The organism is Alphaproteobacteria bacterium (assembly GCA_015231795.1).
Taxonomy (GTDB): domain Bacteria; phylum Pseudomonadota; class Alphaproteobacteria; order Rhodospirillales; family WMHbin7; genus WMHbin7.
The window spans coordinates 259,551-277,776 of the sequence record JADGAX010000003.1 but is presented as its reverse complement, the minus strand read 5'-3'; the positions used below and the strand labels follow the sequence as shown (position 1 = coordinate 277,776).

General features: G+C 59.5%; 23 protein-coding genes. 8 read left to right on the top strand and 15 right to left on the bottom strand.

Annotated elements, in window-relative coordinates:
- The first annotated feature begins 3 nt into the window (after nt 1-3).
- Entirely contained in the window at nt 4-735 is a 732-nt protein-coding gene (gene queC, locus HQL44_09040; GenBank protein MBF0268726.1) for a 7-cyano-7-deazaguanine synthase QueC, read from the top strand.
- Complete coding sequence (locus tag HQL44_09035) at nt 732-1,169, top strand: hypothetical protein (GenBank protein MBF0268725.1); 438 nt, start codon at nt 732-734, stop codon at nt 1,167-1,169. The genes queC and HQL44_09035 overlap by 4 nt, the downstream gene beginning before the upstream one ends.
- A gap of 1 nt (nt 1,170) precedes the next feature.
- Here HQL44_09035 and HQL44_09030 read toward each other — a convergent pair whose 3' ends face one another.
- From HQL44_09030 to HQL44_09020, 3 genes are all read right to left on the bottom strand, one after another.
- Complete coding sequence (locus HQL44_09030; protein ID MBF0268724.1) at nt 1,171-2,511, bottom strand: HAMP domain-containing protein; 1,341 nt, start codon at nt 2,509-2,511, stop codon at nt 1,171-1,173.
- 4 nt (nt 2,512-2,515) lie between these two features.
- Nucleotides 2,516-3,208 carry a response regulator gene (locus tag HQL44_09025; protein ID MBF0268723.1) on the bottom strand — a complete coding sequence of 231 codons (693 nt, stop codon included), beginning with the start codon at nt 3,206-3,208 and terminating at the stop codon, nt 2,516-2,518.
- A 75-nt stretch (nt 3,209-3,283) separates the two neighbouring features.
- Nucleotides 3,284-3,766 (bottom strand): MarR family transcriptional regulator, encoded by a 483-nt coding sequence (locus tag HQL44_09020; protein ID MBF0268722.1) that lies wholly within the window; start codon nt 3,764-3,766, stop codon nt 3,284-3,286.
- 72 nt (nt 3,767-3,838) lie between these two features.
- Between HQL44_09020 and HQL44_09015 the strand changes: the two genes are divergently transcribed.
- Nucleotides 3,839-4,714, top strand: coding sequence for a branched-chain amino acid aminotransferase (locus tag HQL44_09015; protein ID MBF0268721.1), 876 nt, complete (start codon nt 3,839-3,841; stop codon nt 4,712-4,714).
- Between the two features lie 64 nt (nt 4,715-4,778).
- Nucleotides 4,779-5,051 (top strand): hypothetical protein, encoded by a 273-nt coding sequence (locus HQL44_09010; protein ID MBF0268720.1) that lies wholly within the window; start codon nt 4,779-4,781, stop codon nt 5,049-5,051.
- Between the two features lie 36 nt (nt 5,052-5,087).
- Here HQL44_09010 and HQL44_09005 read toward each other — a convergent pair whose 3' ends face one another.
- The 8 genes from HQL44_09005 to HQL44_08970 all read right to left on the bottom strand — a co-directional run bounded on the left by HQL44_09005 (nt 5,088) and on the right by HQL44_08970 (nt 11,236).
- Nucleotides 5,088-5,531 (bottom strand): molybdenum cofactor biosynthesis protein MoaE, encoded by a 444-nt coding sequence (locus HQL44_09005; protein ID MBF0268719.1) that lies wholly within the window; start codon nt 5,529-5,531, stop codon nt 5,088-5,090.
- Nucleotides 5,532-5,535: 4 nt separating this feature from the next.
- Nucleotides 5,536-5,787 (bottom strand): molybdopterin converting factor subunit 1, encoded by a 252-nt coding sequence (gene moaD / locus HQL44_09000; GenBank protein ID MBF0268718.1) that lies wholly within the window; start codon nt 5,785-5,787, stop codon nt 5,536-5,538.
- Nucleotides 5,788-5,789: 2 nt separating this feature from the next.
- On the bottom strand, nt 5,790-6,242 hold the full coding sequence (locus tag HQL44_08995) for a molybdopterin-guanine dinucleotide biosynthesis protein MobB (protein ID MBF0268717.1): 453 nt from the start codon (nt 6,240-6,242) through the stop codon (nt 5,790-5,792).
- The gene (gene pgsA, locus HQL44_08990) at nt 6,239-6,838 is read right to left on the bottom strand and encodes a CDP-diacylglycerol--glycerol-3-phosphate 3-phosphatidyltransferase (GenBank protein MBF0268716.1); all 600 of its coding nucleotides are present in this window, start codon (nt 6,836-6,838) and stop codon (nt 6,239-6,241) included. Before pgsA ends, HQL44_08995 begins: the two co-directional genes overlap by 4 nt.
- A gap of 9 nt (nt 6,839-6,847) precedes the next feature.
- Nucleotides 6,848-8,698, bottom strand: a complete 1,851-nt coding sequence (uvrC, locus tag HQL44_08985) for an excinuclease ABC subunit UvrC (protein ID MBF0268715.1) — start codon at nt 8,696-8,698, stop codon at nt 6,848-6,850.
- A gap of 328 nt (nt 8,699-9,026) precedes the next feature.
- A complete protein-coding gene (locus tag HQL44_08980; protein ID MBF0268714.1) occupies nt 9,027-9,443 on the bottom strand; it encodes a dihydroneopterin aldolase in 417 nt (138 codons plus the stop codon).
- A 5-nt stretch (nt 9,444-9,448) separates the two neighbouring features.
- On the bottom strand, nt 9,449-10,216 hold the full coding sequence (locus HQL44_08975; protein ID MBF0268713.1) for an SDR family oxidoreductase: 768 nt from the start codon (nt 10,214-10,216) through the stop codon (nt 9,449-9,451).
- A gap of 21 nt (nt 10,217-10,237) precedes the next feature.
- On the bottom strand, nt 10,238-11,236 hold the full coding sequence (locus HQL44_08970) for an ion transporter (GenBank protein ID MBF0268712.1): 999 nt from the start codon (nt 11,234-11,236) through the stop codon (nt 10,238-10,240).
- 240 nt (nt 11,237-11,476) lie between these two features.
- On the opposite strand from HQL44_08970, the gene HQL44_08965 reads away from it, so the two are divergent.
- Complete coding sequence (locus HQL44_08965) at nt 11,477-11,701, top strand: sulfurtransferase TusA family protein (GenBank protein MBF0268711.1); 225 nt, start codon at nt 11,477-11,479, stop codon at nt 11,699-11,701.
- Nucleotides 11,702-11,796: 95 nt separating this feature from the next.
- Here HQL44_08965 and HQL44_08960 read toward each other — a convergent pair whose 3' ends face one another.
- The 4 genes from HQL44_08960 to HQL44_08945 all read right to left on the bottom strand — a co-directional run bounded on the left by HQL44_08960 (nt 11,797) and on the right by HQL44_08945 (nt 14,216).
- Nucleotides 11,797-12,330 (bottom strand): DUF1641 domain-containing protein, encoded by a 534-nt coding sequence (locus tag HQL44_08960; protein ID MBF0268710.1) that lies wholly within the window; start codon nt 12,328-12,330, stop codon nt 11,797-11,799.
- A gap of 18 nt (nt 12,331-12,348) precedes the next feature.
- Nucleotides 12,349-13,488 (bottom strand): NAD(P)/FAD-dependent oxidoreductase, encoded by a 1,140-nt coding sequence (locus HQL44_08955; GenBank protein ID MBF0268709.1) that lies wholly within the window; start codon nt 13,486-13,488, stop codon nt 12,349-12,351.
- Nucleotides 13,489-13,581: 93 nt separating this feature from the next.
- Nucleotides 13,582-13,803: a sulfurtransferase TusA family protein gene (locus HQL44_08950; GenBank protein ID MBF0268708.1), complete on the bottom strand. Its 222-nt coding sequence runs from the start codon at nt 13,801-13,803 to the stop codon at nt 13,582-13,584.
- Between the two features lie 14 nt (nt 13,804-13,817).
- The gene (locus tag HQL44_08945; protein MBF0268707.1) at nt 13,818-14,216 is read right to left on the bottom strand and encodes a hypothetical protein; all 399 of its coding nucleotides are present in this window, start codon (nt 14,214-14,216) and stop codon (nt 13,818-13,820) included.
- A gap of 5 nt (nt 14,217-14,221) precedes the next feature.
- Between HQL44_08945 and HQL44_08940 the strand changes: the two genes are divergently transcribed.
- From HQL44_08940 to HQL44_08930, 3 genes are all read left to right on the top strand, one after another.
- Complete coding sequence (locus tag HQL44_08940) at nt 14,222-14,479, top strand: hypothetical protein (protein ID MBF0268706.1); 258 nt, start codon at nt 14,222-14,224, stop codon at nt 14,477-14,479.
- 194 nt (nt 14,480-14,673) lie between these two features.
- A complete protein-coding gene (locus HQL44_08935) occupies nt 14,674-16,821 on the top strand; it encodes a HAMP domain-containing protein (GenBank protein MBF0268705.1) in 2,148 nt (715 codons plus the stop codon).
- Between the two features lie 257 nt (nt 16,822-17,078).
- Entirely contained in the window at nt 17,079-18,221 is a 1,143-nt protein-coding gene (locus HQL44_08930; protein ID MBF0268704.1) for an HD domain-containing protein, read from the top strand.
- The last annotated feature ends 5 nt before the right edge of the window (nt 18,222-18,226 follow it).

Genomic DNA, 18,226 nt, shown 5'->3' with positions numbered 1-18,226 from the left:
TCGATGCGGAAGCTGGCGGTCGTTCTGCTCTCGGGCGGCCTTGATTCGACGACCGCCGCATCCTGGGTTCTGTCCGAAGGCTGGGAAACGAAGGCCCTGTCCATCGATTACGGCCAGGGGCACCGACGCGAACTGCTTTCGGCCAAGGCCGTGGCAGAGGCCCTGAACGTCCCCCACCAAAGCGCCGACGCCCGCTTTTTCGCGAGTCTGGCCCAGCATTCCGCCCTGACCGGCGGCGCCCTGCACGCCCTGCCCGAGGGCCGCGCCGTCGAAGAGATGGCGAACGGCGACATTCCAATTACCTATGTTCCCCTGCGCAACAGCGTTTTCCTGACCCTGGCCGCCGCCACCCTGGAAAGCTGGGCGCTGAGGCTGATCGAGACGGAGAAGTGCGCCCCCCGGTCATTGAAAGCTGGGATCGTCATTGCCGCCAATGCGCTGGACTATTCCGGCTATCCCGACTGCCGACCGGAATTCTACGCAGCCGCCAAGCAAATGCTGAATCTAGGGGCCAAGCTCTATACGCAATATGGCGTGGACTTCGACCTGCTGACGCCGCTGATCGATCTGTCAAAGGCCGACATCGTGCGCTTGGCCAATCGTTTGAACGCTCCCTTGCATTTGACCTGGAGCTGCTACGCCGGGGGCGCAACCCCATGCGGCGTTTGCGACAGTTGCCTTCTGCGCGCCAAGGGCTTTTCTGAAGCCAGCCTTGCCGACCCGGCTCTGACATGATCCGCTGGCTTCTGGCGGTCCTGCTTCTGCTGGCAAGCGCCTCGCTCTTGCAGGCTGCGGACAAGCCCCCAATGGGCAAATGGTTCGAGGGCGTCTGGCTTCGCGAAGACGGGCTTGAGGTGCGCTTTCACCCTGACCGCGTCGAGTTCTCCAAGGGCGATCAGCGGCTGATCTGGAACAAGGAACATTGCGACATTGGCGCGCTGGAACGTTACGAGTTCGGGCGCGCCACCATCAAGCGTTCCGACATTCAAGACGCGGGCATCCCCTTAGCGCGGGAAGGCTGGAAACTGGCCGAGAAAATTCAGGCCTTCCGCAGCGATTGCGAGGAGTCCGCCATCTTCTGGTTGGCGACGCAAGACGGCAAACTCGTCTATTTGAGCCTTTACGAAGGCATGTACGACGCCTTCGTCTATACGCGGCCAAAACCGTAATTCACAGCGGCAGGGCAATCCGCACGCGAAGGCCGCCCGATGGATTGTCCTCGAGCCTGATGTCGCCGCCATGGCTGCGCACGATGTCCCTGGCGATGGTCAGCCCCAGCCCCACCCCGCCGGTCTTCTTGTTGCGTGAAGTTTCGATGCGATAGAAGGGACGGAAAACCTCCTCGCGCATCTCGGCGGCAATCCCTGGGCCGTCGTCGTCGATCAGGATTTCCACCCCCGTCTCGCGCAGCCCCGCCCGCACCCAGATATGCCCGGCATGGCGCGTGGCGTTGCCGATCAGATTGTTGAGGCAGCGGCGAATGGCGTCGGGCCGCAACATCAGGGCCATGTCGCCTTCGATATGCAGGTCGATGGCCGTTCCCTGGCGCTTGAAGCCGCCCACCACTTCGTCGAGAAGCCGGGCCAATTCGACCTTGACCGGCAACTCGCCGCCCTCGCCCCTGGCAAAGGCCAGATAGCCTTCGATCATGCGCCCCATCTCGTCGAGATCGGCTTTAAGATCGGTCACGCCATCGGCATCACCCATCATGGCCAATTGCAGCTTCATGCGGGTCAAGGGCGTTCGCAGATCGTGCGAAACGCCCGCCAGCATTTCCGTGCGATGGCCAAGCAGGCTCTTGATGCGGTCGCGCATGCGGGCAAAGGCGATGGCGGCCAAGCGCACTTCGGCGGCGCCTTCCGGTTTCAGATAAGGAACATCGTGCCCCTTGCCCAGCGCGTCGGCGGCGGCGGCCAGCCTGCGAACCGACTTCACCTGATTGCGCATGAAGATGATGGCGATGCTGGAAACCAGAAGCGCCGTTCCCGCCATCCAGATCAGAAAGATGTAGGTGGTCGAGCTGGCAAGCCTTTTGATCGGCGCGAAGATGTGCAGCACGCCGTCTTGCACCTGAACGCGCACCTCGACCCAGCGTTCTTGCGACGTATCAATCAGGAAAGGGCGTTGCAACTGGCTGCTAAGGGCTTCTTCCAGGTCATCCTCGAACAAGGTGTTGCTGGACTTCAAAGGGGCGTTTGGAAAGACCCCGCCTTCCTCGAAGGTCAGCGTCAGCCCCATGCTGTCATCGACCAGATTGAACAGCCAAGAACGGTCGCCGGCACTGGGATAGGCCCGCATATGTTCGACAATGGTCACGATGTCGCCAGCCAGATTCTGGGCCAGCCTGCGCGTGACCGTTCCCCAATGGCGTTCGTAGAAAACCACCGTCGCCACCACCTGCACCAGGATCAGGGGCACCACGATGATCAGCAATGAGCGGCCCAGAAGGCCGCGCGGCAGAATCCGCTTCAACCCCAACTTCAGCCACAGATAAGGATGAAGGGAGGCCATGCGCTTAATCCGGCTTCAGGATATAGCCGCGCCCGCGCACGGTTTGCAGATATCGGGGCTGCTGAGCATCGTCCATCAACTTCTTGCGAAGGCGCGTTACTTGCACGTCCACGGTGCGCAGATTTCCGGCCACGCCGGTTTTCTCGGCCAGTTCCTCGCGCGACAGCACCTGGGAAGGCGTTTGCGCCAAGACGCCAAGCAGCGTGGCCTCGGCGGTGGTCAGATGGACAGGCTCGTCGCCTTGCATCAAGGCTTGGCGCGCCAAGTCATAGACCAGTCCCCCCAGCTTCAAACGCTCGGGCGCCGCCGGGGCGGTTTCCTTCGGCACGCGCTTCAAGATGCTGTGAATGCGCAAGACCAGTTCCCGAGGCTCGAAAGGCTTGGCCAAATAATCGTCGGCCCCGCCCTCGAGGCCGTCGATGCGCTGCTCGGCCTCGCTCATGGCGGTCAGCATCAGGATCGGAACGGATTGACCGGCAGCGCGCAGCGACTTGGCGAAAGCCAGACCATCCTCGCCCGGCATCATGCGGTCCAGAACCAGAAGATCGAAGGACAACATCGACATCTGGGCGCGAGCTTCCCGGGTGTCCGCCGCCAGACCGACCGCAAAACCCTGGTCGGCCAGGAACTTGCCCAACAAGGCGCGCAGCCGCTCGTCGTCGTCGATGACCAAAACGTGCGGCGCGTAGAAATTCATGGAATTCCTCTGTCGTCTTGAAGGGGCGAATTAAATCGCGAATCGCTTGCCAAAGCAAATTGCCCTTGCGGATTGTCAGACGCTTTTGCGCCCCAGCGACGGATCGTCGGTAATCCCCAGCATCACGGTCCTGAAACCCTCGACGCTTTGGGCGCCAGCAGCATCAAAAGCGCGGGCGATTCTGGCCAACTGCCTCTCGGTCAGCGATTTTTCCAGACCCAGGCCCTTGGCGGTCAGGCTTAGGCGGCGCTGACGCTTGTCGCGCTCGCCCTGCACCTGGGCCACGAAGCCCTGATCGACCAGTTCGCGCAGCACGCGGGCCAGGCTTTGCTTGGTGATCTTCAAGATTCCCAGCAGATCGCTGACCGTCATGCCGGGATGGCGGCCCACGAAATAGATCACCCGGTGGTGGGCGCGCCCGAAACCATGCCCGGACAAGATGGCGTCGGGTTCGGCGGTGAAGTCGCGATAGGCGAAAAACAGCATCTCGATCGCTTCGCGAAGCTGTCCTTCGTTGAAATGCCCGGCGGCGGGCGGCGGGAATTTTATGTCAGTCATGTTGACATTTTGCCCTAAGGATGTTACCCGTGGCAAGCGTTATTCGAAACTATCTAACCGAAAGGCCCCGCTATGAGTGTCATTCCTTTCGACGACCGCGACGGAAGCATCTGGATGGACGGCAAGCTCGTCCCCTGGCGCGACGCCAAGCTGCATGTCTTGTCGCATGGCCTGCATTATGCTTCGGCTGTCTTCGAAGGCGAACGGGCCTATGGCGGCAATATCTTCAAGCTGACCGAACACAGCCAGCGCTTGGTTGATTCCGGACGCATGCTGGGCTTTGACCTGCCCTACTCGGTCAAGGAAATCGACGACGCCTGCAAGCTGGTGCTGGCCGACAACAAGCTGAAGGACGCCTATGTGCGCCCCATCGCCTGGCGCGGCAGCGAGATGATGGGCGTCGCCGCCCAGGCCACCAAAATCCGCGTCGCCATCGCGGTGTGGGAATGGCCCAGCTATTTCTCGCCCGAGGCCAAGATGAAGGGCATCCGCCTGCAAATGTCGGAATGGCGTCGCCCCGATCCCAAGACCATCCCCTGCAAGGCCAAGGCGGCGGGGCTTTACATGATCTGCACGCTCTCCAAGCACAAGGCCGAGGACGAGGGCTATCACGATTCGATGATGCTGGATTATCGCGGCCAGGTGGCCGAAGCGACCGGCGCCAATGTCTTCTTCATCATCGACGGCAAGATTCACACGCCCAAGCCCGACTGTTTCCTGGACGGCATCACGCGCCGCACGGTGATCGATCTGGCCAAGAAGCGCGGCTTCGAGGTGATCGAGCGCGCCATCATGCCCGAGGAAATGGCCAAGGCGACGGAATGTTTCCTGACCGGAACGGCGGCCGAGGTAACGCCGGTTGGCGAGATCGGCGACTACCGCTTCACGCCCGCAGCCGTGTGCAAGACGCTGATGGAAGACTATTCCGCCCTGGTCAATGCCGGTTGAACGAGCAGACTAGAGCGACTATGAAAGAGGGAGCTTCGGCTCCCTCTTTTCTTTTGGGACGGAAATGGGAAACATCTATTACGACCCGCCCAACGGCGTTCGGGTGCATATCCCGGTCAGTCTGCGCCAACATAAGGACCGCGATGCTTTTCTGGCCCTTCCAGCCCTGAACCTGAAGGCAGATCTGATCGATTTCGCCCAGCGGCTGTTTCATGCCGACAGTTTGCCCAGCGCCGAAATCAGCCCCGTTTTCGCCTTGTCCAAGCTGGCCCTCGAACATGGCTTGTCCGACTTGGCCGCCGAAATCGGCGATTTGGCCGATGACGTGGCGTATTAATGCGAATGAATCATCGCCAGCGACATGGCATCGACGTCAATCCCACTTCTTCGCAGCCGCCTCGTCGGTTTCCTTGGCGTCCACCCATTTGCCGCCTGCCGCACCTTCCTCGAATTTCCAGAAGGGCGCTTTGGTCTTCAGCCAGTCGATCAGGAAATGGCAGGCTTCCAGGGAATCTTTCCTGTGCGCCGAGGCGGTCATGACCAGCACGATGCGATCGCCCGGCAACAACCTGCCCACGCGATGCACGATCAGGGCGTCGTCCAGCTTCCAGCGTTTCCTGGCCTCGGCCTCGATGGCCTCCAACTGGCGTTCGGTCATGCCGGGATAATGTTCCAGCGTCATCGCCGATACGGTTCCCGCGTCGCCCCGCACCAATCCCGCGAACAGGGCGACGCCGCCCAGATCGGTGCGGCCCTGCGTGAAGCGGGCGAACTCGACACCCACGTCGAAATCGGCTTCCTGAACGCGAACGGCCATGGCCCTAGCCTCCGGTGACCGGAGGAAAGAAGGCCACTTCATCGCCATCGCCTACCTTGGCCTCGAAGGCGGCATGTTCCTGATTGATGGCGGCGCGCACCGTGCGCAGATCGGCGAAGGCCTCGGCGAAGCCGCCGCCCCGGTTCTTCAGCCAGTCGGCCAGATCGGCCAGCGTGGCGACCGAAGCGGGCAAGGTCACCTCCTCGGCGCCGACTCCCGTTTTGGCCTTCAGACTGGCGAAATACAGGATCTTCATCGTCACACCTCTTGTGCGCGGGCCATAGTCAGATCGGCCAGGACAACCACATCCAAACCGGTTGGATCGATGGTGGCGATGACCGAAGCATCGCATCCGCCAACACAGTCCTTGACGCCCACCCGCGCCTTGGGATGCGGGGAATTCGAGAACCCATCGACCAGCACCAGATCGGCCCCCGTCATCGAACGGGCCAACTGTTCGACCGAAGCGGACGGGCGGCCAGCATTCTCATGCATCAGGGCCGACAAATGCGGCGCCATCAACAGCACTTCCGAAGCGCCCGCTTTGCGATGTTCGTACGAATCCTTGCCGGGTTTGTCGGGATCGAAGCCTAGCGGGGCTTCATGCAGGGTCGCCACCTTGATCTTGCGCTTCGACAATTCCTCGACCAGACGGAGCAGAACGTCGCGACGCTGCCCTTCGTCCTCGCCGATCAGGCCAAACAGCTTCATGCGCCATCGCCCGCTTTGACGCTGGCACCGTGCTTGGCCCTGGGCTTGCGCATATGAGGCACCCCTGCCATCAAATAGTCGTAGCCGGTGATCATCGTCAAGGCGGCGGCAATCCACAGACCAACCTCGCCGATCATGCGCACGGGCAGCCAAGCGGGACCGGCGTCGCCAACGATCAGAAAACCGATTGCCACCATCTGCAGGGCGGTTTTCCATTTGGCCAAGCGGCTGACCGGCATGCCGACCTTGGCCTCGGCCAGGAATTCCCTTAAGCCCGAAACCAGGATTTCGCGGCACAAAATGACCACGGCGGGAAGGAAGGCCAAGGCGCTCATGCGCTGAAAGGCGACCAGCATCAGCAAGATGGCGGCCACCAGCAGCTTGTCGGCGATAGGGTCCAGGAAACGGCCGAAGCTGGAAATCTGGTTGGTGCGCCTTGCCAGCCAGCCATCGAAGAAATCGGTGATCCCGGCGGCGGCGAAAAGGCCCAGCGCCACCCAGTTCCAGACGGCCCCCTCCAGATAGAAAGTGGCCACCACCAGCGGAATGGCCGCGATGCGTGACAAGGTCAGAAGATTGGGCGGGCTGGTCAACATAGACGCAATTTAACCTTCCCCGTGGAAACGGTCATGGATTTTCTTGGCCAGCGGGCGGCTGATTCCCGGAACTTTCATCAATTCCTCGACCGAGGCTTCCTTGACGGCCCCTCCGGAACCGAAATGATTCAAAAGAGCCTTCTTGCGTCCGGCCCCAATTCCCTCGATTTCATCCAGGGGGGTCGCCCCAATCGCCATCGAGCGCCTAGCCCGGTGGCTGCCCACGGCGAAGCGATGCGCCTCGTCACGCAGACGTTGCAGGAAGTACAGAACCGGATCGCGCTCGGGCAATTGGATGGGAGCATCCAATCCAGGCAGGAACAGACGTTCGCGACCGGCATTGCGGTCAGGCCCCTTGGCGATGGCGATCAAGGCCACGTCCTCGATCCCTTCTTCCGACAGAACCTCCTGGACTGCATGCAACTGACCCAGCCCGCCATCGATCAGCACCAGATCGGGCCACAGCCCCTTGTCGCGTTCGGGGTCTTCCTTCTGGGCACGCAGGAAGCGCCTTGTCAGCACCTCCTTCATCATGGCGAAATCGTCGCCCGGCGTTAAATCGGTGCTTTTGATGTTGAAGCGCCGATAGGCCGATTTCAAGAACCCCTCAGGCCCCGCCACGATCATGGCGCCAACCGCGCTGGTTCCCATGACATGGCTGTTGTCATAAACCTCGATCCGTTCGGGAACGCTTTCCAGTTTCGCCAGATCGGCCAGCTTTTCCAGCATTTCCCTTTGCAGGGCGTTTTCACTCAAGCGCCGGGCCAAGGCTTCGCGGGCATTGACCAGGGCATGGTCAACCGCCTTCTTCTTGTCGCCGCGCTCCGGCGCTTGCAATTCCACCTTGCGCCCGGCCCGGATGGACAAGGCTTCGGCAACCAGGGCGGTCTCGGGAATGCGCTCGCTCAGCAGCACCAGCGAAGGCGGCGGACGGCTGGCATAGAACTGTCCCAGAAAGGCCGACAGAACATCGCCGCCCGCTTGGCCTTCGGTTCCCGCCGGGAAATAGGCCCGGTTGCCGAAATTCTGCCCGGCCCGAAAGAAGAAAACCTGCACGCAAGATCGTCCGCCGTCTTGATGCAGCGCCACCACATCGGCATCGCTCATGCCGGCCAAGCTGATGTCCTGACGCGCCTGGATGCGCGAAAGCGCTTGAATGCGGTCGCGGAATTGGGCGGCCTTTTCATATTCCAGTTCCTGGGCGGCTTCTTCCATGCGGGCCGCCAGGGCCTTTTGGATGACGTGGCTGCGCCCCGTCAGAAACTCTCGCGCTTCATTGGCCAGGGCGGCGTAGGCATCGGAAGAGATGCGCCCGGCGCAAGGCCCCGAACAACGCTTGATCTGATACAGCAAGCATGGCCTTGTGCGATTGGCGAAGACGGCGTCAGAACAGGTGCGCAGAAGAAAGGCGCGCTGCAGAATATTCAACGTCACGTTGACGGCGGTGCCGGAGGCGAAGGGGCCGAAATAATCGCCCTTCTGGCTTTTGGCGCCGCGATGTTTCATCAGGCGCGGCCATGGATGATCGCTTGCCAGCAGAATGAAGGGGAAAGACTTGTCATCCTTGAGCAGGATGTTGAAATGCGGCCTGAACTCCTTGATCAGATTGCTTTCCAGCAACAAGGCTTCGGCTTCAGTGCGCGTGACCACCACTTCCAGCGCGGCCACGCGCGACACCATGCGCTTCAGCCTGTCGGGCAATCGGTCCAGCTTCGTGTATGCGCTGACGCGCTTTTTCAGGCTTTTAGCCTTGCCGACATACAAAACATCGCCCTTCGCGTCCTGCATGCGGTAGACGCCGGGCTGCAAGGGCAGCTTCTTCAACTCATTCTCAAGTAGCTCGACCCCGATCACGATCAAGCTCGCCGATTGATTCGCATCAAATTTCGCGGCAAAAAGTCATTAAAGAATAAGGCTGAAAAATTCTCCACCGATGCTGTGGATAAGTTTGTGGGCAACCGACCTAGGACAAGCCCGTATCCCAGGCCTCGCCCCGACTCGGACGGGATTGCCGCTTTTTTATGCATCTTTAATAACTCATTGATTTTACTGATAACCATACCCGTCAAGTGTAAACATAACGCCATATGTGATGAAACATCTTGACACCAATTGAAACGTTCATCCTTCACCGGGGATTGTGGACGAATTGCTGTTCGTCCGCTCAACGAAACCTGAGCGATTCCGGTCATTTGCTCGCCTGGAAGCGCTCGATCTCGACGCCGACGCTGGCGGCGTCGACAAACACGTCCAGCTTCTCGATCCGCACGCGCACGACCTCGACCCGGCTGTCTTCGAGACAAAGGGCCGCCACCCGCTCGGCCAAGGTCTCGACCAATTTGACATGGCCCTCTCCGGCCAGGGCGCGCACGCCCGCCACCAAACCCTCATAGCAAACGACATGCGACAGATCGTCGTCCTGACTGCCTTCGCGCACCGCCAAATCCAAATTGACCCGCACGCGCTGCGGCTGGCCTTCCTCGTGAGCATGTACGCCAATACGGCAGGCCAGCAACAAATCGCGCACGAAGACATGCCTGATCAGGTTCCTGGCATCCGCGATGCGCAAGGGCTGCGCGACTTTCGGGCTGGCATGCGCGGGCATCTTGCTCACTCCTTGATCCAGGGCGGGGAGGCGGGCGACCAGCCGAGATGCTGTCCGCCATCCAAAGCGATCATCTGCCCCGTGACGGCGGGCGCCGACATCAGATAGGCCACGGCTTCGGCGATCTCTTGCGGGGTCGTGCCGCGCCCAAGCGGCATGGCCTGACACTGGCGATCGAACTCTTCCTGGGTCTGGCGAATGCTGGGCAGGGCCGGCCCCGGCCCCACGGCATTGACCCGGATGCGAGGTGCCAAAGCCAAAGCCAAGGTGCGGGTCAACGTCCACAGTCCCGCCTTGCTCAGCGTGTAAGTGGTAAAATGCGGCGTCAAATTCCAGACCCGCTGATCGATCAGATTGATCACGGCCCCTTCGGCGCCTTCGGGCAGGTGGCGGGCAAAGGATTGGGTCAGCACGAAAGGCGCCCTGAGATTGGTTTCCATATGGAAATCCCACAGGTCGCGATTGGCCGACAAAGCCTCGTCGCGCTCGAAGACCGAGGCGTTGTTGATCAGCACGCCCAAGGGTCCCAAGGCGACCACCGCGTCAGGAACCAATTTTTCCATCTCGGCTTCCACGGCTAGGTCGGCGGACACCACCGCCGCCTTCACCCCCAGCCCTTCCACTTCGCGGGCCAAAGCCTCGGCGTCAGCGCGCGACTTGTGGCAATGCAGGGAAATATCGTAGCCAAGCCCCGCCAGCTTCAGGCTGATCGCCCGGCCGATCCGCTTGGCGGCGCCGGTAACCAAGGCGTGGCGGGGAAGCGTCTGGCCCATCTGACGGCTGTTCCTTAAATTTTACTCGGAATGTTCATCCTTAGCCGGTTTGACGTCCTCGTTTCTTCGGCTATAGGCAATATAGCCTTTCAAGGCGTGGCCGCAATGCGGACAATTGGCTTCTTTCGGTTGCTTGGCCAGTTGGGACAGAATCGACTTCGCTTCTTCCTCGCTCATGCCCAGTTCCAGGCGCATTTCCTCAAGCGCGAAACGCTCGGCCTTCGACAGATGCCCGTCCGACAGCGCCTTGGCGGCTTTTTGGCTGTATTCCGCGCGCCGCTGGCGCAATTGCTCGGAAAATCCCGACGCCAGAATACCCGATGGCAGGGCGACCATCCCGATGCCGGCAACCGCAGTCACGCCGCCCAGCAACCGCCCCAGGGACGTCACCGGCGTCACATCGCCATAGCCCAAGGTGGTCAAGGTCACGACCGCCCACCACATGGAGGTGGGAATGTCCGGAAAAACATCGGGCTGCGTCGGATGTTCGATCAGATACATGACGCTGCCCATGAAGACCACCATCACGATCATGATGAACAAGATGGCGCCCACGGCCCGGGCTTCCTGCCTGAGCACGGCCACCAGCATGTGCATGGCGGATGAGTAGCGGGTCAGTTTGAAAATGCGCAGCAAGCGCAGAACGCGCAGGGTGCGTAGATCAAGCTCGACGAAATAGCCCAGGAAGAAGGGCAAAATCGCCAACAAATCGACAAGGGCCAGCGGTGTGGCCATATAGCGCAGACGACCCCAGAGTGGATGCTGGTAGCGGGTATGGTTCAACTCGACGGCCGTCCAAACGCGCAAGACATATTCCACCGTGAACACGCCGACCGAGAACAGGTCGAAGGCGTGAAAAACCGGGCCATGCGCCATCGACAGCGTGGGCACGGATTCCAGAATGACGGCAAATATATTCAACACGATCAGCGCAATCAGCGCCCCATCGATCAGCTTGACGCGCAGATCGTCATGCCCCTCGCCGCCCAGCATGTGGTGGAGCAGCCGCCTCATGCTCATTCGGTGCGTTTTGTGGATCAAGGCCAATCGGGAGTTTCCCCTAATTATTGTTCCCTATTTTGAATTCTTCTTGTAATCGATCCATCCCCATGGCGACAAGGCAAGAACCGTGATTTTTGGCGGAAAAGCCCTTTCTCTCTTGCCGTTACGCAAGAAAAGCCGCAAATTCTTGACACACTATATTTGGATCGTCTAATTTATTAGGTCAGACAAACCAACCCATTGGGAGGAGCCTTCTTCATGACCACCACCCTCGACGTCAAAGGACTGAACTGCCCGCTTCCCATCCTGCGCGCCAAGAAGGCGATCAAGGATGTGGCGATTGGCGAGACGCTGGAGGTGCTGGCCACCGACCCCGGCTCGGTCAAGGATTTCGACGCCTTCTGCCGCCAGACCGGCAATGAACTGGTCGAAAGCAAGGACATGGGCGGCACCTACCGCTTCCTGATCAAGCGCAAGTCGTAAGAAGGGTTGTCGGCCTCGGCCGACTGCTTTCAACGGAATGGAAAAGGCCGGGGAATTCTCCCCGGCCTTTTTGCTGAAAGCTAATCACTGACAGCTTAGTCGGTATGCTTGCTCAGCACTGTGGCGCGCTGGCGCAGTTTGCAACTGAAAGACAGCAGGAAATTGATGGCCTTCAGGGCGTCCGGATCGTTCATCATGCCGATCAGGCCGAAGATGCTCTTGGGCGCTGGCTTGCGGGCGCAAGATTCAAGCGCATCTTCCATAGCCGCCTTGGCTTCGTGGGCCATGGTCGCCATGTCCTCGGTCGCCAGATTGGTCATCATGTGTTCCACGAAGGCCGTCAAGCGATCGACCATGCTGTCCGTCATCGCCGCACGAGCGGCGTGGATCAGCATGACGGTTTCCACCACCGTGGTCAGGGCGCCCGTCTTGTGCATCATGGTGAGCGCGTCGATCAAGGAAAGAACGGCTTCCTTGGTGTCCGCCTCGTTCAAGCGGTCCACGACCTCGAGCGCGTTGGCGCCCGTGGTGGTCAGCCGCTCGACCATGCTGTCGGTCATGGCTTCGCCGGCCGCCTGGGCCAGCCTTGCCATTTCTCCAGCATAGGGATTGGGAGGTATCTGGTTCATCCTGTCGTTCTCCGTGGCCTAGAGCAGGCCCTTGGCGGACAACCAGTACAGGCGGTTGTAAGCCAGTTTGAACCAATGCACCATCTGCGACGGCGGGCCGGGATTGGGCGGCGTGGTGTAGTTGAACCACACATAGGTGCCCGTGCTGCTGCCCGTTTCGATGAAGCAGAAAACCTTGCCGTCGTAATCGCGAGCCATGCGATTCTCGGTGAGCAACGAGGCCAGATTGTCGATCAGAACGTCGGCCTCGAAATGAGCCGTCGAACCGGCCTTCGAGATCGGGATGTTGGTGGTGTCGCCGCAGACGAAGATATTGGTCGAGCCGTCGCGATGCAGCGTCTTGGTGTTGGTCGGCACCCAGCCGCCCTTGCCAAGGTCGGAATCGACGATGACCTGCGCGCCTTGGTGCGGCGGAATGGTGACCAGCAGATCGTAAGGCAGCGTCACCCCTTCCGCCGAAGTGATGGTCTTGGCGCCGGGATCGACCGATTCCGTATTGAAGAAGGTTTCGTACTTGATGCCCAGCTTGTCGAACTCGGGCTTGGCCCACAAGGCCACTGGCTCCAAGGCATGCAAGCGGCCGATCGGATAGGTGTAGATGATCTCGCTCTTGTCGAGCAGGTTCTTGGCCTTCAGATAGTCATAGAGCATGAAGGTGATTTCCAAGGGCGCCACCGGGCACTTGTGCGGCGCGTTGGCGTTCACGATGATCTTGCCGCCCTCGAACTTGGAAAGCGCGTCGCGCATCTTGCGCGCACCTTCGAGATCGTAGAACCAGTGTCCGCCCTCGACCATGCCGGGAATGGATTGGGGCATGATGCGCGAACCGGTGGCCAGCACCAGATAATCGTATTTCAGCGTGCGTCCGCCCGCGGTCGACACCTGATTCTTTTCGACATCGATATGCTTTGCCGGATCGACGTGAAAAATCACGCGCCGGTCCAGAACCTTGCGTTGATCGCGAAACAGCTCGTGCTCGCGGATGCGCCCGAAGGGCACATACAAAAGACCCGGCTGGTACATGTGGGTTTCGGTGGTGCCCAGCATGGTGATCACCACCTCGCCCGAGCGCAACTGCGGGGCAAGCTGACGGCACAGCCCGTTGGCCACGATCGTGCCCGCCAAGCCGCCGCCGACAATCAGAATGTTCTTCGCCATCCTTCTATCTCCCAGATTTTACCTGTTTCAAGCTGCCGCGGGCGTCTTGCTGGCACCCTGCGGCAACCATTGCGGCCAGATGCCGCCCTGCTCTTACTTGGCTTTTTCGACCACGATGCTCCAGTGATCGCCCTTTTCTGTCACGCCGACCATTTTATGCCCGACCTTAGCCACCCATTCGGGCACGTCCGCGACCGAACCCTTGTCGGTGGACAAAATCTCGATCTGGTCGCCGATGGCCGACAGCTTCAAGGCGGCGATCAGCTCCATCAAGGGGCCAGGGCAAAAGGCGCCGCGCGCGTCAATCGTTTGCATGCTCGTAAACTCTCCTACAGTGTCATCAATTCGCCGTCTTCGGCGTCGGCCAAGAACTTGGTCAGGCCCAACATACCGTCAAACAGCCCATCGGCCAAATGGTCGAGTTCCCATTTTTTGAGATCCATCACCATCGAACAGGCATGCATGGTCATGTCGCCCAACATCTTGCCTTGGCCGAACAGCTCGATGGCGTCGGGAACCTTGTTTTCCTTGATCAGGCGCGAAAACTCGCCGCCATGATAGCGTTCCTCGGCACTTTTTCCTTTTTCAAAGGCCAGAATGGCGTTCATGCTGACGAAAACGCGGACGGGACGGTCAGAAACCGCCGCCACCGAGGCCAGCATGGCGGCCATTTGAATCTTTTCGTGCTCGCCGGAACACAGCAGAATGAAGAGCGGCGCCGCAGCCATCGGGCATGTCCTCCGTGGAAGAAAATTACGTGAAGCCCCGGTTATATGAAATTTCGATAGGGAATGACAATGAAATTTTACGACTCAAATTTGGAATATCTTTAATCGCCACCTCTTCAATTGGAACGCTACTCCTCGTCATGGGCTTACTCTTGCCCTTGCGGCTCAGCATCAAAGGAAAAGGAATAACAGATTTCAGCTTTATAATATTAGAAGGCGTCAAAACATTCATAAAGGAGCAATGGCTTTTGTTTATTGATTGATAACGTTCTTGGCGTGAACAATTTTCTATTCTTCAAAGCGCTTTCCAGATTTGCCCGCGAAGCAAAACTATTTATTTGAAACAAATGAGTCATATTACTTGACAGCGCTAGCGTGTGAATAAATCATGAATACAATTCATTGTTTATTCACGCCGCATTTTCAAGCGCCCGCGTGACGGTACAGGAGTCTGACCATGTCCCTTCCCTCCCTTCGCATTGCCGTGAAACTGCCAGCCATAATTGTGGGTATGTCGGTTTTGGCCGCTCTCATCATCGGCGTTATCGCCTACCAGAAGTCGGCCTACGAGTTGAAGCAGGGCGCCCAGAACATGTTGTCGGCTCTGAATGACGCCAGGCGCAACGAACTGACGGCGTATCTTGAATCAATCCGCCAAGATCTCTCGTTGCTGGCCAGCAACAAGGAAATTCAGGAGGCGGAACTCGAGTTCGAGAAGGAGTTCGCCACTTTTGGCGGCGGCGTCACCGACATCTTGAAAAAAGCCTATATCAAGGACAACAAGTATCCGGCAGGCGAAAAGCACAAACTTGACGACGCCAAGGATGGGTCTGGCTGGAGCAAGGTGCATGCCGACCATCATCCGTGGCTGCGCAGACTGGTCGAAGAGCGCGGCTATTACGACGTGTTCTTGGTTAGTAAATCGGGAGATATCGTTTACAGCGTCTTCAAGGAAGAGGATTTCGCGACAAATCTGCTGAACGGCCCCTGGAAGGACACCAACATCGCCGAACTGTTCCGCAGCATCGCCGCCAAACCACAGGGGGGGGCGCAATATGCTGACTTCAAACCCTATGCCCCATCGAACAACGTGCCCGCCGCCTTTATCGGCGCGCCGCTTATGGGAATGGATGGCGCCTTCAGGGGCGCCTTGCTCTTCCAAATGCCGATCGAGCGGATCAACAAGGTGATGCAAACAGCGGCAGGCATGGGCAAAAGCGGCGAGACCTATATCGTCGGCACAGATTCGTTGATGCGCAGCGATTCCCGCTTCTCGAAGGAGACGACCATTCTGAAGACCAAGGTCGATACCGAAACGGTCAGGGCAGCCATAAAGGGCGAAAGCGGCGCCAAGGAGATTCTTGATTATCGCGGCACGCCCGTTCTGTCTTCCTATGGTCTACTGGAATTTCTGGGCACAAAATACGCCATCATTGCGGAAATCGACACGGATGAAGTCCACGAACCGGTCAGCCAAATGCGCAATTTCATGTTGATTGCCGGTGCCGTTCTGGCAGGCGTGATCGCCTTGCTGGGCATCATGGCCGGGCGCTCGATCGTCAATCCCATCGCCGCCATGACGATGGTGATGAACCGGTTGAAATCCGGCGAACGCGCTGTCGACGTTCCTTATACGGCCAAGCATGACGAGGTGGGCGAAATGGCCCGCGCCGTCGAGGTCTTCAAGCAGAACCTGATCGAAGTGGAAAAGATGCAGGTCGAGCAGGAGCGCCTCAAGCATGAGTCTGAAGAAAAGCAACGCCAGTTGCTGATCGACATGGCCGATAATTTCGAAAAGAGCGTGCTGAACATCGTGACGGCGGTTTCCGGTTCCGCGACCGAGCTGCACGCCTCGGCCCAATCGCTGTCGGCCATGGCCGAGCAGACGCATCGCCAAGCGGCCGCCGTTGCGGCGGCCTCGGAAGAGGCGTCGGCCAATGTGCAGACCGTGGCATCGGCAGCCGAAGAACTGTCCAGCTCGATCCAAGAAATTACCCATCGGGTCGAGGATTCGGCCAAAGTGTCTTCGGGCGCGGTGGAGGAAGCCACCAAGGTCAATTCGCGGGTTCAGGGGTTGGCGGGCGCCGTCGCCAAGATCGGCGAAGTGGTCAGCCTGATCACCGACATCGCTTCGCAGACCAATCTGCTGGCCTTGAACGCGACGATTGAAGCGGCCAGGGCGGGCGACGCGGGCAAGGGATTCGCCGTGGTGGCCAACGAGGTCAAAAGCCTCGCCAACCAAACCGCCAAGGCGACCGACGAGATCGGCGCCCAAATCGCCGCCGTGCAGAACGCCACCCACGAGGCCGTGCAGGGTATCGAGGGCATCACCAACACCATCGCCAAGATCAGCGAAATCGCTTCCGCCATCGCCACTGCGGTCGAGGAGCAAGGGGCGGCCACCGCCGAAATCAGCCGCAGCGTTCAGCAGGCTTCGGCGGGCACCAATGAAGTGTCGGCCAATATCTCGGGCGTTACCCAGGCATCGACCGAGACCGGCAGCGCCGCCGGCCAAGTGTTGGGCGCGGCGCAGGGCCTGTCTGGCCAGTCCGAACATTTGCGCGAGGACGTCAGCCGCTTCATCGCCCATCTCAGGGCAGGCTGATCACCGGATACCACCGCCCGTCAGGCCTCAACGGCTTGATATGGCGGCCAATAAAGCGAGGGAGGTTTCTCTGATCCGAGAGCCTCCCTCTTTTTATGTGGCCGATCCTTTTAACGTCTTTAATTCGTCATAAAATTTCTAAGGTTTATAAAGGGTTAACATATCGTATCGAAAAAGGTCATATATATGTTTTTTACTTGCTCCAAATCCTGCCCGGGGCGAGGATGTTAAACAGATGAAAATTGGAGTGGTGCTGTATGTCTGCCTCTCTTGAAGCAGGGTTTTCGGGTCAGGATGACCGGTCAGTCGTTGCCCTGATCGATGCCCGCGCCCCGCACCGCGCCAATATCAAGCACGCATTGGGATCGCTATACAACGTCGTCGCCTTTGGCGATTCGAACGAGGCCTTGGCCTGGATGCGCACTGCGTCACCCGCCCTGGTTATCTTGGACGAAGATGTCAAACCGATGACCTGCCAAAGCACGCTTGAGGCCGTCTTGCGCCTGCCGGAAGACAAGCGCCCGGTCGTGGTTTGCACCAGCGCCGAGGTTGATTCAACCTTCCTGGCCTACGCCAAGAAGCGGGGCGTGGCGGCCACCCTGGCCAAACCCTTTACCCGCGTACAGTTGGTCGACAAGATCGCCGCCCTGATCAATCAGAGCATCGAGGAAAGCTGGAACCGCTTGGCCGAGCAACCGAAGCTGGCCCTGACCCGGACCCTGGCTCTTTTCTCTGGCCTAGCCCAGGGGCTGTCCAACGGCATTCCCCTGCCCTTTGCGGAAGTTCAGAACTGCTGCACGCCGCTTTTGGCCTCGATCGACGATGGTCGCTACAAGGACATTCTGCGCGCCCTTAAGAATCACGACAATTACTCCTTCGTTCACAGCCTGCGCGCCGCCACCTTGATGGCGCTGGCCGGACAGGCCATGGGCCTGTCCTACGACGAACGTTTGGTGCTGGCCGCTGGCGGGCTGATGCATGACGCCGGAAAGATGGCGGTGCCGGAAGACATTCTGAACAAGGTGGGGCCGCTGTCCGACCATGATTGGAAACTGCTGCGCCTGCATGTCGAAGTGAATGGACTGGTTTTGCTGCGCAACAGCGACATCCCCAAGGGGGTGCGCATGATCATCGAGCAGCATCACGAGCGGCTGGACGGCACGGGCTATCCCAAGGGGCTGAACAGCGAAAGCATCAACTCGCTGGTGCGCATGGCCATGATCGTTGACATCTTCACCGCCATGACGGACCGCAGGCCCTATCGCACGGCGCTTTCCGCCGATGAAGCCTTGAAGGCCATGATGGACATGACGGGACAGATCGACACCGGCCTGTTGCTGCTGTTCCGCGACGTGCTGATCGATTCCGCCGACCTGCCCGCCGCCGCCAAGGCGGCATAACGCAT